The sequence below is a fragment of the uncultured Pseudacidovorax sp. genome (assembly GCF_913773995.1).
Taxonomy (GTDB): Bacteria; Pseudomonadota; Gammaproteobacteria; order Burkholderiales; family Burkholderiaceae_C; genus Xenophilus.
Genome location: NZ_CAJYES010000033.1, coordinates 47,810 through 62,333 on the forward strand (window position 1 = coordinate 47,810; position 14,524 = coordinate 62,333).

Sequence of the window (14,524 nt, forward strand, 5' to 3'; positions counted from 1 at the left end):
CTGGCCCGGCGGGCTCTTGCGGCCCGGCACGCGAAGGCTGGCGTCAGGCGGGCGAGCGCCCCGTCTCGCAGTGGCAGGTCCACGTCAATGCGCGAACCTCGCCGGGTTGCAGCACCGGGTCCGCCTCGCCCAGCCGACCGGGAAGGGCCGTGACAGGTTCCGCGCACACGTAGTCGCCGATCACGGGACGATGCAAGACCAGCGACGTGGCGCCCTCGCATCGCGTCACGATGACGCGTCGTCCGGCCACGGGGAGGCGCATCTCACCGGTCCAGCCGGTGAAGACGGCCGTCTCACCGGGTTGCCCCTCGAACACGGCCGCTTGCGGCGCCGCCTCGGCCCGGCCCTGCTCGTCCAGCGCATGGCGCGCCGCCGCGGCGAATTGCAGCGACGAAACGGCCTGGGCCGACGCAGCCGGGTGGTAGGGGTGCCATCCCAGGCCGGCGGGCATGGCGTGGTCGCCGTCGTTGCGCAAACGCAGCGTCACCTGCAGGCCCCGGTCGTCCAGCACGATGTCCTGTTGCGCCGTCCAGGGCCAGAGCCACCCCTCTTCGCCGGCCTCGTGCACCTGCTCAAGCTGTGCATGCCGGCTCGACACCTCACGCACCTGCCAGGGCCGCCGATGGGCCATGCCATGCAGCGCGAAACCCGAAGGACCAGGCTGCGGACGATGACGCGCCCCCGCAAACAGGAAGCCGTCGGGCGGCAGCCGGTTGGCAAAGGGCAGCATGGGGAAGGCGCCCGCCTTGGGCCATTGGTGTCCGTCGAATTCGCTGCCGGTCCATTCGACCAGCAGCGGAACCGGACCCACGCCATCGTCCCACGTCAGCGACGCGACGCGCCCCCCGGCGGCCGGCACGACCACGGCCGTGTACGGACCGCAGCGCAGGACCAGCGGATCACCGCGGAGCAGTCGCCGGCCCATGGCTGCGTGGCTCTTCAGTCCAGCCGTGCGCCAGAGAGCTGAACCGCCTCGGCCCAGCGTGCCATCTGGTCGGTCACGAAAGCCGCGAATTCCTTCTGCGAAGTGCGCCTCACTTCGAAGCCGAGTGCGCCCAGCTGCTCCTTCACCTCGGGCATGTCCAGCACCGCGTTGACCTCGTCGTGCAGACGGGCCACCAGCTCGGGCGGCGTCTTCGCCGGCGCGTGGATGCCGTTCCAGCCGGCGGTGCCAGCATCCGCCAGCTTCATCTCTACCAGCGTCGGCACCTGCGGCAGGAAGCTCGAACGGCTCGCCGTGGTCACCGCCAACGCGCGCAGCTTGCCGGCCTTGATGTGCGGCGCGGCCTCCGGAAAGCCGGACATCATCGCGGGCACCTGGCCGCCCAACAGGTCGTTGAGCGCAACCGCGCCGCCCTTGTAAGGGATGTGGTTGATGCTGAGGCCAGCCTTCTTCTTGAGCAATTCCAGCGCCAGGTGCTGGGCCGAGCCGTTGCCGGGCGTGGCCACGGCCAGCGGCTTGGCCGGATCCTGCGCCAACTTGATGAATTCCTGCATGGTCTGCGCCGGCGTGGACGGATGCACCACCAGCACGGTCGGCGTGTTGGCGATCTGCGCCACCGGCGCGAAGTCCTTCACCGTGTCGAAGGGCAGCGTGCGGTACAGGCTGGGGTTGACCGAGAAGGGCCCCGAGGACAGCAGCAGCGTGTAGCCGTCCGGCGCGGCCTTGGCCACGTCGGCCGTGCCGATGTTGCCCGAGGCGCCTGCCTTGTTGTCCACGATGACCGGCTGCTTGAGCCGCTCGCCCAGGTGGCGCGCGACCAGGCGCGCGGCGGCATCGGAGGAGCCACCCGCGGGCCAGGGCACCACCAGGCGGATCGGCTTCTCGGGCCAGGCGGCATGCGCCTGGAGACTGGGCGCGCCCAGCGCCAGCAGGGCCGCCAGGGCGGCAAGGAATCGTCGGGTGGTCATGGCTTGTCTCCGTCGTCGTGTTGTCGTGTCGTTCAGGCGTTCAGGCCCAGCCGCTCGAAGTACTCGGCGGGTGCGTCGTTCTGCTTCATCAGGCGCACGATCTCGCCGCAGAGGCGGTCATGGATCTGCGCATCGGTGATCGGGTGCGCCTGGCCCGGATCGGTGGCCAGGTCGAACATCACCGTCACCGTGTCGTTCTGCGCGGCTGGCCCGTGCAGCCGGTAGTTGGGAGATTTGGGCGTGGCCGGCACGCGCAGCACCGGTGTGCCCTTGGTGAAGGGCAAGGGCGGCGCCAGCTGCGCTTCGGCCAGTTCCTCCACCGCGAACATCTCCTTCATGTGCATCGGCATCAGCGTGTACTGGTTCAGGCCGGCACGGTGCATCTCGGGCGGATAGAGGAAGAGCGTGTAGCGGCCATCGGTGACGTTCACCGCGCTGCCGAACACGCCGTAGATCGCCGCCGTGCGCACCGTGCATTCGCGCGCCAGCAGCGGCATCAGCGAGACGCCGGTCACCTCCGGCGGCGGCGTCATGCCGTGCATCTCCAGCAGGGTCGGCATGAGGTCGACCGTCTGCGTGAGCCCCTGCCGCCGCGTGCCGGCCTGACCGCGGAAGTCCGGGTGATGGACGAACAGCGGAATGTGCGCCACCTCGTCGTAGCAGGGCATCACGTTCTTCGACCACCAGGAGTGCTCGCCCAGCAGGAAGCCATGGTCAGTGGTCACGACCAGGGCCGTGTCGTCCCACATGTGGTGGGCGTCCATGTAGTCGAGCAGGCGGCCGAGCTCGTGGTCGCACAGTGCCACGATGGCTGCGTAGTTGGCGCGCAGCTCATCGCACTCCTCGATGGTCTCGCTCACGCGCTTGTAGGGCGGGAAGTCGAAGATCGGCCCCTTGTAGGCGGTGGGATAGTCCTTGCGGAACTCTTCGGGCGCATGGAAGGGCTCGTGCGGGTCGAAGGTCTCCAGGTGCAGCAGCCAGTCGGCCGCCTCGCGGTTGCCGTCGAGGAACTCGAAGCCGGCGTCGAAGCAGCGCACCGACGGGAAGTCGCCGTAGGCGCGGATCGACTCGCGATTGATCATGTGCGCCGAATGCTTGTGGCGTCGCTCCTGCGTGAACTGCTTGGGGTGGTACATCTCGCGGAAGCGCTCCCAGGGCGGCTGCACCATGGCTTTCCAGGGGTCGCGTTCCTGGCCGCGGATGAACTCGTAGGTGTCGTAGCGGTTGTGGTACGTGGCGCCGCCATCGCCCCAGTAGTGGTAGTGGTCCGACACCAGGTGCGAGTACACGCCCTGCTTGTGCATCAGCGCCGCGAAGGAGTTGTCGAAAGGCTCCAGCGGGCCCCAGCCCCGGTGCAGGAAGTTCAGCCGGCCCGTGTGCATGTCGCGCCGCGCCGGCATGCAGGGCAGGCTGCCCACGTAGTGGTTGTCGAAGGTGACGCAGCGCTCGGCCAGGCGGCGGAAGTCGGGCGTCTTGATCGTGCTGCCGCCGTAGCACTCCAGGCTGCGGCGGTTGAGCGAATCGAAGAGGAGAAAGATGGTCTTCATGGCGGTTGCACGCCATACTAGGTGCGCCTCGTGCATGCATCCAATCGAATCTGCGTGGCCATTTATTGATTCCCGTGATCCATCCCAACCCCCGCCATCTGCGTGCCTTCGCGGCACTCGCCGACACCGGCTCCTTCAGCCTGGCCGCCGAGGCGGTGCACCTGGGCCAGCCGGCGCTGAGCCAGGCCATCGCCAAGCTCGAATCCACGGTGGGCGTGCGGCTCATCGAGCGGACGACGCGGGCAGTGCGGCTCACGCCGGCCGGCGAGGAGTTCCTGGTCGAGGCCCGTCGCGTGCTGGAGGCCTATGAGCGGCTGATGCTGCGCGGCAGCGAATGGGCGCATCTGCGGCGTGGCCGCATCGAGCTGCTGACGGTGCCTTCGATGGCGCATCGGCTACTGCCGGCGCTGGTGCGCGAGTTCACGGCCCAGCACCCAGGCGTGAGCATCGACTTCCACGACCATGCCGACCCGGTGCTGCGCCAGCGCCTGGACCGTGGCGAGGGCGACCTGGCCATCCTGAGCCAGCGCGGGCCGGTGGCCACGCCGGCGCTGCTGCCCTTCCTGCGTGACCGCTTTCGTGTGGTGCTGCCACGCCAGCATCCGCTGGCCGCGCAGGAGGTGATCGAGGCGTCGCAGCTCGCGGGTGAACGATTGATCCTGCTTCGGCGCGGCGCGCTGTTCCGCTCCTACATGGACGCCGTGATCAGCGGTCTGGCGCTGACGCAGGAGCCGATGGAGGTGGAGCAGTCCGCCACGCTCACGGGCCTGGTGGAGGCAGGACTGGGCGTGTCGCTGCTGCCCTCGCTGTCGTGCCCCAGTCCGGCCCTGCGCTCGGTGGTGAGCCGGCCGCTCGCACGGCCGGAGGTGTCGCGCATCATCGCCTTCGCGCTGCCGCCCGACCGCGAGCCCATGCCGCCCGTGCAGGCCTTCGTGGCCAGCACCTTCGATTACCTGGCAGCCAACGTGGACAAGCTGCCAAAGGGCTGCGAGCTGCTGCGCGCCAGCACGCAGCGCATCCGCAAGTTCCTGGCCGCGCGGCCGGCGGTGCCCAGCGTGCGCGCGGCCCACCGGCTCAAGGCGTGACGTCGAGCGTGACCGGCACCGAGGTCGCGCTGCCGGCCTGATTGAACACGGTCACGGTGTAGGTGCCGGCGTCGGCCGTGCTCACCGGCGGCAGGCGCAGTGCGGCCGTGGTCGATTCGTTGTAGCCGTTGGGCGAGACGATCACCTGGCCGTTGCGCTGCCACTGGTAGCCCAGCCCCACGCCCTCGGCCTGCACCACGAAGCCCACCGCGGTGCCCGCCGCCACACGGATCGACCGGGGCTGCGCCGTGATGCGCGGCGCCGGCACGGCCGTGGCGGAGGTCGACAGCAGCATCTCGGCCTGCGCCAGCACCGCCGGCTGGCCCGCCTTGACGGCGCTGTACTGGCTGTTGACCAGGCCGCCTCGGCTGCCCACCGCCACGCCGTAACCGCCGTTGGTGGCGCTGCTGCTCAAGGTCAGCGTCACGCGGCCGCCGCCCTTGAAAGGCTCCGGCAGATTGAGCGGCACCTTCTCGGGCGCCCAGGCGACCGTCCGCGGATCGATCTGCCATTCGTGGCTGCGGCCGTCGGGCAACAGCAGCCGCGCCACCAGCGGCGCGTTCACGTTCGGCTCCTGGATGATGGCCGAGGCAGCCGCTGAAGCCGACTTGTCCGGCGTACGCTGGAACACCGAAGGCAGCACGGCGGCCAGCGTGTCTCCGGGCGCTATGTCCCAGGACTGGGACATCGACTTCGTGCTGTCGATGCCCAGGTTGGCCTGCCAGGCCCGCGCCGGCGTGCTGGCGACGGCCTTGGCGAGCGGGAAGCGCTGCGTCGGCGCCGTGCTGAGCGGCTGGATGCGCCCGTCGGCATCGAACTGCAGCGGCACCGTGTACCAGCCCGACAACGCCAGGTTGTTGTCGCCCGGCTGGTTCACGCCGGTGCCCGGCGCACCGGTGGGGCTGGAGCGGTAGTGCGTGCCCGGCAGCAGGATGTTCGTGCCACCGCGCAGGTCCGGCAGCACGAAGGGCGCCTTCATCTGCGCGTAGCCCGAGTCCGAGGAGAGCAGCACGGGCTGCAGCGGCGTGGTGGCGGAATCGTCCGCCGGGCTCAGCCAGGGGCCGTGCGGATCGCGGGCGCGCAGGTAGTACAGCCGCGAGGCCAGGCAGTTGCCGCAGCTGTTGGTGCCCGTGAGGTACCACCAGCCGTTGCGGTAGGCGAGGCCGATGCCGCCGCCGATGACGTTGCCGGCGACGGTGATGTCGGTGTGGTCCAGCGTGCCCGTCTTCTCGTCGTTGAGCAGCATGGTGTTGAGCACCCCATGCGAGGTCGCCATGTACGACTTGCCGTCCGGCCCCGTGGCCAATGCGAAGTCGACCGGCCCGGCATCGCCCGAAGCGATGGTGGGCTCGAAAGGCGTGCCCCAGGGGCCATAGGGGGTGGACGACTGCGCCACATAGCGCTTGCCCGTACGGCCCGACTGCGTGAGGCCGGCCTGCCCGTTGAGGAACCACATGTTGTAGAGCCGTGTCTTGGGCGAATACACCACGCGCGGCTTCTTCACGTAGTAGTGCTCGCCCGTCTGCGGATCCTGGATGTACTGGTGGCCGCCCACCAGCTTCCAGTTCATCAGGTCCGAGGACGTATAGACCGTGAGACCGCAGTAGCGGTAGGTGGAGTTGGGCTGCGTGGGGATCAGCGGGCAGGTGTTCACGCCCGGCGCGTAGTTGAAGGCGCCGCAGCTGAAGGAGGGCCCGTAGAGGTAGTACTGGCCTTCGAAATACTGCAGATCCACCTCGTCCACGGCCTGGATGGCATTGCCGTCCGTATCCATGCCGATGGCGATGGGGCCGTAGGAGACCGTCTGTGCGGGCGAGGTCGGCAGCCCGTTGTCGCCGGCCAGCGGATCGTCGGCGATGAAGTTGGTGAGCACGGCCTCGGTGGCCAGGGCCGGTGCCACCGGCGCTGGCGCCGGGGCAGAGGTTGCCGGCGGGCTGGGCGCAGGCGCCGCCGGTGCGGGCGCAAAGCCCACGGTCGAGCCGCCTCCACCGCCACAACTGACCAGCAGAAGCAGGCCTGCCAGCTGGGGAATTCGCGCCATGCGCCACGTCGAGGGCGTGCGCGGGCTTGTCATGTCTGCCTTCATCGGGTTGTCTCCACGTACGTGTGCATTGCGCATGAACGAGCGCAGCGGCGCGAAGCGTACGGAGGCCCAGGCAGGCTGTGAATTCGATTCTTGCGTGGCACTTATCAGTCGCGTCGATAGGCCCGATCAAGATTCCTCCGACTTTGCCCCCGACCATTCGTCCACGCCGGTCTCCTGCCGGCGTCCATGGTCCCAGCCGACGGCTGGCCATGGCTCGAAAGGAACGGAGCAAGAATGAAGAACACCCTCGTCGCCCTGGCCTGCGGCGCGCTCGCCGGGGCCGCCTCGGCCCAATCGTCTGTCACACTCTTCGGCACCATCGACACGGGCGTGACCTACCAGTCGGCCACGGCCACCGATGCCACCACCGGCCTCACCACGCGCCAGAGCCGCACCAGCCTGGGCAACTCGGGCTACGGCAACAGCAGCCTGGGTCTGCGGGGCGTGGAAGACCTCGGCGGCGGGCTGGCGGCCAGCTTCTGGCTGGAGGCCCCACTTTCCAGCGATGACGGCGCCAGCAGCCTGGCGTTCACGCGGCGCTCGACGGTGAGCCTGTCGGGCCATTTCGGCGAGCTCCGCCTGGGCCGCGATCGCACCGCCAACTCGCTCAACGACACGATCTTCGACCCCTTCGGTGGCAACGGCTCGGGCGCCAACGTCATCGGCGCGGTGAGCGCGGCCGACACCGGCCTGGCGACCCACTACCTGCGCGCCAGCAACATGGTGGGCTACTTCCTGCCGGCCACGCTGGGCGGCTTCTACGGCAACGTGCAGTACGCGGCGCACGAGAACGTGGACACCAGCACCAGCCTCACCGGCACCAGCGACGCCGGCCGCTACACCGGTGCGCGCTTCGGCTATGCCAACGGGCCGCTGGACATCGCCCTGGCCTCCGGCCAGACCACCGTGACCGACAGCGGCAGCCTCACCCGCACCGTGCGCCGCAGCAACCTCGGCGCCACCTACGACTTCGGGCCGGTCAAGCTCTTCGGCGAACTCTCCAACGTGCGCGACCGATCCGACACGCTGCAGACCTCGCTGGCGAACAACTACGACGGCTATCTGATCGGCGCCAGCATGCCGGTAGGTGCGGGCCTGATCCGCGCCTCCTACGGCCAGGTGCGCTACGACGAAGGCTCGCTCGCGCCGCTCTACGGCGAGGCGCCGCGCTCGCGCAAGCTGGCGCTGGGCTACGTGCACAACCTGTCCAAGCGCACGTCGCTGTATGCCACCGTGGCACGCATCAGCAACCGCAACGACAGCGCCTACACCGGCAGCCTGTCGGCCGCGGCCACCACCGGTTACGGCTCGGTGGGCGTGGGCTACAGCGGCCTGCCGAAGTCGTCCACGGGCTACGACTTCGGCATCCGCCACAACTTCTGAGGCACAGACTGCCATGAGAGCCGGAGCCCGCACCGACGCCGCCGCCTGGCGGCCCGAATCCCATCCGTCCCCAGGCACCGCCCTGCCGGCCCGGGACACGGCCCATCCGCAGGCCGACCTGCGTGCCGTGCTGGCGGCCCTGGCGGTCGGCCCCCGCCTCGCGCCGGCCGTGCACGCCGAATGGCGACTTCCCGCGCATGCACTGTGGGTGGCAATGGCGCCGGATCCGCTCGCGCAGACGCTCCGGCGCCTGCTGGAGCTCGCGGCCGAACTGCTGACCCCGATCGGCGGCGTGGTGCGCATCCATGCGCGCGCCGAGGGCACGACGGCCGCCGTCTCGGTGGTGGACGAGCCGGCCGGGGCGCAGCCACCCGCCCTGGCCCGCCGCGTGCACGGCCTTTCGCTGGCCGCGGACCCGCACCAGGATGCCTCGCTGCGGGCATTGGCCCTGTGTGCGCAAGCCATCGACGGACACCATGGCCGACTCTACGCAGCGCCTTCGACATGGGGAGCCATGGGGGCCACGATGCGACTGCCGCTGATCCGGCTCGCGGGGGGGCTGGCGTGATCGGCCGGTCGACGCCGCCGAGCCGTGGTCGCCGCGCCATGGGCCCCGTCACGGCCATCGTCGGCGTTATCGGCGGCGCATGGCTCAGCTGGACGCCCTGCGACGGCGACGCGCGCCCGAGTCACCAGGATTTGTTTACCCTCGGCCCCATCGTCCAGCACGCCCTGCCGCCTGCGGAGCTGCCCTGGCCCTTTCCGCCGCCGGCCCGGCCGGCGGCCGTCCAATGCCACGCCTGACGCTCACCCGCAAACTCTTCCTGGCCCTGGCCACCCTGCTGCTCACGCTGCTGGTGGCCTTTGCCATTTCGTCCATGCTCTCGCTGCGCAGCGGCTTGGGACCCTACGTAGCCGAGATCGAGATCCGCCGACTGAGCTGGCTGGCCGAGCGACTGCAGCAGCACTACGTGGCCAACGGCAACTGGTCGCGCCTGCGCGGCAACGAGGAAGCCTGGGTCCGCCTCCAGCGCGGCGAGGTGGATCCGGCCTCGCTGGCCCCGCGCGAGCGCGAGCCCGGCGGCTTCTGGGGGGGTCGCGGGCGCGGCGGCTGGAGCCTGCCCTTCGCGGAAGGTCGCGAGCCGCCCTCGCCGCTGGAGCCGGGCGAGCGTTTTGCACCGCCCTGGTTCTTTCCACGCATCGGCGAGGGCGGTCCGCCGGACCTGATCTTCAAGCGCCTGGGCGTCGTCGACAACGGCGGCAAGCTGGTGGTGGGCGCGCGGGTGGACCCGGCCACGGCCGCGCACCTGCCCATCCGCAGCGGCACGGTCATCATCGGCCAGCTGCTGCTGGCGCCCATGCAGGGGCTGGAACACGAGGCCGACCGCGCCTTCCTGGCCCGGCATTCGGGCTTCATTGCGCTGGCCGGTGTCGTCGGCCTGGTGGCGGCCCTGCTGATCGCCGGCATGGTCGGCCGCCGCTGGCTGGCGCCCATCGACGACCTCACCCAGGCGGCGCGCGCCGTGGCGCGCGGCCGCCTGGGCACGCGCGTGCGCGTGGAAGGCCAGGACGAACTGGCCCTGCTCGGCCGCACCTTCAACACCATGGCCGACCGGCTGGACAAGGCCGAGTCGGGCCGGCGGGCGTGGCTGGCCGACGTGGCCCACGAGCTGCGCACGCCGCTGGCCGCCATGCGGGCGGAGATCGAGGCCATCCAGGACGGCGTGCGCAGCTTCGACGACCGCACCGCCCTGCGCCTGCACCGCCAGGTGATGCGCCTGACGCAGCTGGTGGACGACCTGCGCCACAGCATGGACAGCCACGGCACCACGCTGCACGAGCATGCCCCAGCCTATCCGCTCACGCTGCTGCAGGAGGCACTGACGGCCACGCGCGACCGCTTTGTGCAGGCCGGCATCGCGGTCGATGCCGACAGCGTGCGCCGCCTGGCCGAGGAGCGCGCGCCGCGTGTGCTGGGTGAGGCCCGCAAGCTCAGCCAGGTGTGGGTCAATCTGCTGGAGAACACGCTCGCCTACACCGACGCGGGTGGGCGCCTCGCCATCGAGGCCCGCATCGACCGGGTGGACGGCGCGCCGGCGCTGGTCGTGCAGCTGGACGACAGCGCCCCCGGCGTGACCGAGGACGAGCTGCCGCGCCTGTTCGACCGCCTGTTCCGCGCCGAGGCCTCGCGCAACCGCGCACTGGGCGGCTCGGGCCTGGGCCTGGCGATCTGCCGCGCCATCGTCGATGCGCACGGTGGCGACATCGAGGCCGAGGCCTCGCCGCTGGGCGGGCTGCGCATCACCGTCTCCCTTCCCCTTTCGGACACCGAACCCACATGACCCGCATCCTCATCGTCGAAGACGAAACCGACATCGCCGACGTGCTGCGCGACTACCTGCGCCGCGAAGGCCATCAGACCGACCATGTGGCCGACGGCCGCGAGGCCCTGCGCCACATGCTGGAGACGCCGCCCGACCTCACGCTGCTGGACATCATGCTGCCGGGCCTGGACGGCCTCACGGTGCTGCAGCAGGCGCGGGTGCACACGCAGCATCCGGTGATCATGCTCACGGCCCGCACGGAAGAAGTGGACCGCCTGCTGGGCCTGGCCCATGGCGCCGACGACTATGTCTGCAAGCCCTTCTCGCCGCGCGAGGTGGTGGCCCGCGTGGCGGCGGTGCTGCGCCGCACGCATGCCCCGCAGGAAGTGGCGGCCGCCGCGCACGGCATGGAGCTGGACGAGAGCTGCTGGCATGCCTCGCTGGGAGGCCAGTCACTCAACCTGACGCGGCGCGAGTTCTCGCTGCTGCGCGTGCTGGCCAGGCAGCCGGGCCGCATCTTCTCGCGCGCGCGCCTGCTGGAGCTGGCCTATGAAGACGATGTCGACGTCACCGAGCGCGCCATCGACAGCCATGTGAAGAACCTGCGCCGCAAGCTGTCGCAGGCCGCGCCCGAGCATGAATGGATCCGCTCGGTGTACGGCGTCGGCTTCTCCTTCGAGGCGCCGCCGGCCTCGCCGACGCCACGGGGCTGAACGCTTCTGCGGTGGCGGGGAGGCCGTGCCCCTCGCATCTGGGACACTCCGGGCCCCGATGCGCGCCGCCTTCCTGATCGCCCCCGCCACCCTCGCCCAGCACCTGCCCGTCGCCGCCTACCAGCGCGGCCTGGATGCCTACCGCCGCCAGCAGGTCCTCAGCCACTCGCTCGCACCGGCCAGCCGCAGCGAATGGCGCATCGAAGGCGAGGTCCAGGGCGAGGACCGGCAGGTGCACGAATGCAGCGTGCTTCTGGAGCTCGGCGAGGACGGCCGCATCGCCAGCTTCGGCAGCGACTGCAGCTGCGCCGCCGGCAGCCGCTGCCGGCATGCGGTGGCGCTCACGCTCAAGGCGGCCTACCAGAGCGGCACCGTGCGCGGCACCGAGCCGCCCTCGCCGCCCCGGCCCGCACCACCCGCCGTGCCCTCGGGGCTGCCGCCTTCGCTGGGCCTGTTCGACGAGCTGGCGCCGCCACCGGCCGCGCCCGAGAGCGATCCACCGATCTACCTGCTGCAGGAAAGCCGCCGCAGCCCGCGCGAGCCGGCGCGGCCGATGCTGGCCTGGCGGCTGGCCAGGCCGCTCAAGCGCGGGGGCTGGGGCCGTCTGCGCTCCCCCGATGCGGACGCGATGGTGCGGCTGGGCTTGCCCGGCGGGGGTCTGTCCGACGCCGACCGCGACTGCCTGGCCCACATCGGCCGGCTCGGCGGCGCCTTCTACCTGCACACGGCCAGCGGCCTGCTGCAGGGCGCGCAGGCGCCGGCTGCGCTGCAGGCAGCAGCCCGCACCGGCAAGCTCTTCCTGGCCGATGCCGAGGGCCGGCCGCAGAGTGCGCCGCTGCGCTGGGGCGCGCCGCGCGCCATCGGATGGCACTGGGCGCCTGCCACGCTGGGCGATGCGCCCGCCTGGATGCTGCAAGCCGTCCTGGCCGAGCCGGGGGAAGGCCGCACGCTGTATGCCGCGCTGCCGCCGCTGTACCTGGACCGGGCCGCGGGCGAATGCGGCGTCGCCGAGGCCGCGGGCCTGTCGCCAGCGCAGCTGACGCAGCTGCTCACCCTGGGGCCACTGCCGCAGTCGGCCTTCGACGATGTCGAGGCCGAGCTGCTGCCGCGGCAACTGGGCCTGCCGCTGCCCGCGCGCGCCGACCATCCGGAACCCTGGCCGCACGGCAAGCCACAGCCCTGCCTGCGGCTGCGGCCGGTGCCGCCGGCCGAGCGCGCCGCCCGCGGCCTGCTCGTCGCACTGCTGGACTTCGACTACGGCGGCCTGCGTGGCCACTGGCCCGAGCATCCGGCCCAGGTGCTGGCCGAGCACGACGGGCGCCGCGTGCTGCTGCAGCGCGACCTGGCCGCCGAGCAGTGGGCGCGCCAGCGCCTGCAGGCGCTGGACCTGTCGGTCGACGCGCTCGGCCGCTGGCACGGTACCTCGGCGGCGCGCTGGCTGGACTGGGCCGTGAGCGGCTGGGCCGCACTGACGAATGCCGGCTTCCGCGTCGAGCCGGACCCTGCCCTGCGCGGCCTGGCCGAGCCGCCCCATGCGCTGGCGCTGCGCATCGTGGAAGGCACGCCCGAGGACGCCACGCCCGCGGGCGAAGTCCCGGACGACCGTGTCGCCTCACCCTGGTTCGACCTGTCGCTGGGCATCGAGATCGACGGCGAACGCCACAACGTGCTGCCCTGGCTGCCCGGCCTGCTGGCCCAGATCGAGCAGGGCCCCGACGGCCCGCAACTGCCCGACTGGCTGTGGCGCGAACAGCCCGATGGTCGCTGGCTGCGCCTGCCCTCGGCGCCGCTCAAGCCCTGGCTGCAGGCCTTGCTGGACCTGGTGGCCGAACGCCCCGCCCCCGACTGGGAGCAGGCCGCGACGCTGCGCCTGACACCGGTCGAGGCCCTGCGCATCGGCGCCACGCTGGACGACGGCGCGGTGTGGGACGGCGCGGACCGCCTGCGCGAGTTGCTGCGCCAACTGGGCGGCGACGCCGCCCTCCCCGCGGTGGCCCCGCCGGCCGGCCTGCAGGCCGCGCTGCGGCCTTACCAGCAGCAGGGCCTGGACTGGCTGCAGTTCCTGCGCCGCCACCGGCTCGGCGGCATCCTTGCCGACGACATGGGCCTGGGCAAGACCCTGCAGACCCTGGCCCACCTGCTGCGCGAGAAGGAAGACGGCCGCCTAGACCGGCCCTGCCTGGTGCTGGCGCCGCTCAGCCTGCTGGGCAACTGGCGGCGCGAGGCCGCGCGCTTCGCGCCCGCGCTGCGCACCGCGCTGTGGCATGGCCCGCAGCGCCATGGCCGCGGCGGCTTCGGCGGCACGGACCTGGTCATCGCGCCCTATTCGCTGCTGCCGCGCGACCGTGTCTTCTGGCAGAAGCAGGCCTGGCACGTGGTGGTGCTGGACGAGGCGCAGCAGATCAAGAATGCCGACTCGCAGGTCGCCCAGGTCGCCGCCAGTCTGGAGGCGCGCCAGCGCGTCGCCCTGTCGGGCACGCCGCTGGAGAACCACCTGGGCGAGTTGTGGAGCCTGTTCCACTTCCTCATGCCCGGCTTCCTGGGCAGCCAGGCGCGCTTTCGCGAGGTGTTCCGCACGCCCATCGAGCGGCATGGCGACACGGCCTGCCTCGAACAGCTGCGCAAGCGCGTCACGCCCTTCCTGCTGCGGCGGACCAAGCAGAACGTGGCCAAGGAGCTGCCCGACAAGATCGAGACCCTGAGCGCCGTCACGCTCGAAGGACCGCAGGCCGACCTGTACGAGACCATCCGCCTGGCCACCGAGCGGCAGGTGCGCGAGTCGCTGGCCGAGCGCGGGCTGGCGCGCTCGCAGATCCAGGTGCTCGATGCGCTGCTCAAGCTGCGCCAGGTGTGCTGCGACCCGCGCCTGGTCAAGTCGCTGCCGGCGGCGCAGCAGGTGCGCCAATCGGCCAAGCTCGAATGGCTGATGGACGTGTTGCCCGAGATGCTGGAGGAAGGCCGGCGCGTGCTGCTGTTCTCGCAGTTCACCAGCATGCTGGCGCTGATCGAGTCGGCGCTGCGCGAGCGCGGGCTGCGCTGGACCACGCTCACCGGCCAGACCACCGACCGCGAGGCCGCCATCGCCCGCTTCACCCGCGGCGACGTGCCGCTCTTCCTCATCAGCCTGAAGGCCGGCGGCGCGGGCCTGAACCTGCCCGAGGCCGACACCGTCATCCACTACGACCCGTGGTGGAACCCCGCCGTCGAAGCGCAGGCCACCGCCCGCGCCCACCGCATCGGCCAGCAGCGTCAGGTGATGGTCTACAAGCTGGTGGCCGAGGGCACCATCGAGGAACGCATCCTGGCCATGCAGGCACGCAAGGCGGCCCTGTCGCAGGGCCTGCTGGAAGGCGGCGCCAGCGGCGACCGGCTGCTGTTCACCGAAGACGACGTGGCCTTGCTGCTGCGGCCATTGGGGAGCTGAGGCGCAGTCTGGCGGGCAAGCAGGCGACAGCTCGCGCGAAGCAGCGCCGCT

Annotated in this window: 10 protein-coding genes; 6 read left to right on the top strand and 4 right to left on the bottom strand. The window is 71.3% G+C overall.

Annotated features, from left to right (window positions below; all coding sequences use genetic code 11):
- Nucleotides 1-43: 43 nt before the first annotated feature.
- The 3 genes from QZ772_RS03155 to QZ772_RS03165 are packed head-to-tail and all read right to left on the bottom strand — an operon-like array spanning nt 44 to nt 3,458.
- Complete coding sequence (locus QZ772_RS03155) at nt 44-925, bottom strand: hypothetical protein (RefSeq protein WP_295522942.1); 882 nt, start codon at nt 923-925, stop codon at nt 44-46.
- Nucleotides 926-939: 14 nt separating this feature from the next.
- Nucleotides 940-1,911, bottom strand: a complete 972-nt coding sequence (locus QZ772_RS03160; protein ID WP_295522944.1) for a tripartite tricarboxylate transporter substrate binding protein — start codon at nt 1,909-1,911, stop codon at nt 940-942.
- A 32-nt stretch (nt 1,912-1,943) separates the two neighbouring features.
- Nucleotides 1,944-3,458, bottom strand: a complete 1,515-nt coding sequence (locus QZ772_RS03165) for a sulfatase (protein WP_295522946.1) — start codon at nt 3,456-3,458, stop codon at nt 1,944-1,946.
- Between the two features lie 74 nt (nt 3,459-3,532).
- Between QZ772_RS03165 and QZ772_RS03170 the strand changes: the two genes are divergently transcribed.
- Complete coding sequence (locus QZ772_RS03170) at nt 3,533-4,543, top strand: LysR family transcriptional regulator (RefSeq protein ID WP_295522948.1); 1,011 nt, start codon at nt 3,533-3,535, stop codon at nt 4,541-4,543.
- Here the strand turns inward: QZ772_RS03170 and QZ772_RS03175 are convergent.
- On the bottom strand, nt 4,533-6,617 hold the full coding sequence (locus tag QZ772_RS03175) for a family 43 glycosylhydrolase (RefSeq protein WP_295522951.1): 2,085 nt from the start codon (nt 6,615-6,617) through the stop codon (nt 4,533-4,535). The two genes, QZ772_RS03170 and QZ772_RS03175, sit on opposite strands and share 11 nt — an antisense overlap.
- A gap of 246 nt (nt 6,618-6,863) precedes the next feature.
- On the opposite strand from QZ772_RS03175, the gene QZ772_RS03180 reads away from it, so the two are divergent.
- From QZ772_RS03180 to QZ772_RS03200, 5 genes are all read left to right on the top strand, one after another.
- Nucleotides 6,864-8,012 (top strand): porin, encoded by a 1,149-nt coding sequence (locus QZ772_RS03180; protein WP_295522952.1) that lies wholly within the window; start codon nt 6,864-6,866, stop codon nt 8,010-8,012.
- Between the two features lie 13 nt (nt 8,013-8,025).
- The gene (locus tag QZ772_RS03185) at nt 8,026-8,580 is read left to right on the top strand and encodes a hypothetical protein (protein WP_295522955.1); all 555 of its coding nucleotides are present in this window, start codon (nt 8,026-8,028) and stop codon (nt 8,578-8,580) included.
- Nucleotides 8,581-8,803: 223 nt separating this feature from the next.
- On the top strand, nt 8,804-10,354 hold the full coding sequence (locus tag QZ772_RS03190) for an ATP-binding protein (protein WP_295522957.1): 1,551 nt from the start codon (nt 8,804-8,806) through the stop codon (nt 10,352-10,354).
- Nucleotides 10,351-11,049: a response regulator gene (locus QZ772_RS03195; RefSeq protein WP_295522958.1), complete on the top strand. Its 699-nt coding sequence runs from the start codon at nt 10,351-10,353 to the stop codon at nt 11,047-11,049. The genes QZ772_RS03190 and QZ772_RS03195 overlap by 4 nt, the downstream gene beginning before the upstream one ends.
- Nucleotides 11,050-11,107: 58 nt before the next feature.
- Complete coding sequence (locus tag QZ772_RS03200; RefSeq protein WP_295522960.1) at nt 11,108-14,473, top strand: DEAD/DEAH box helicase; 3,366 nt, start codon at nt 11,108-11,110, stop codon at nt 14,471-14,473.
- Nucleotides 14,474-14,524: the final 51 nt, after the last annotated feature.

Coding starts and splice junctions, on each gene's coding strand:
- QZ772_RS03155 (WP_295522942.1), bottom strand. CDS start 925: ATGGGCCGGCGACTGCTCCGCGGTGATCCGCTGGTCCTGCGCTGCGGT.
- QZ772_RS03160 (WP_295522944.1), bottom strand. CDS start 1,911: ATGACCACCCGACGATTCCTTGCCGCCCTGGCGGCCCTGCTGGCGCTG.
- QZ772_RS03165 (WP_295522946.1), bottom strand. CDS start 3,458: ATGAAGACCATCTTTCTCCTCTTCGATTCGCTCAACCGCCGCAGCCTG.
- QZ772_RS03175 (WP_295522951.1), bottom strand. CDS start 6,617: ATGACAAGCCCGCGCACGCCCTCGACGTGGCGCATGGCGCGAATTCCC.
- QZ772_RS03180 (WP_295522952.1), top strand. CDS start 6,864: ATGAAGAACACCCTCGTCGCCCTGGCCTGCGGCGCGCTCGCCGGGGCC.
- QZ772_RS03185 (WP_295522955.1), top strand. CDS start 8,026: ATGAGAGCCGGAGCCCGCACCGACGCCGCCGCCTGGCGGCCCGAATCC.
- QZ772_RS03190 (WP_295522957.1), top strand. CDS start 8,804: ATGCCACGCCTGACGCTCACCCGCAAACTCTTCCTGGCCCTGGCCACC.
- QZ772_RS03195 (WP_295522958.1), top strand. CDS start 10,351: ATGACCCGCATCCTCATCGTCGAAGACGAAACCGACATCGCCGACGTG.
- QZ772_RS03200 (WP_295522960.1), top strand. CDS start 11,108: ATGCGCGCCGCCTTCCTGATCGCCCCCGCCACCCTCGCCCAGCACCTG.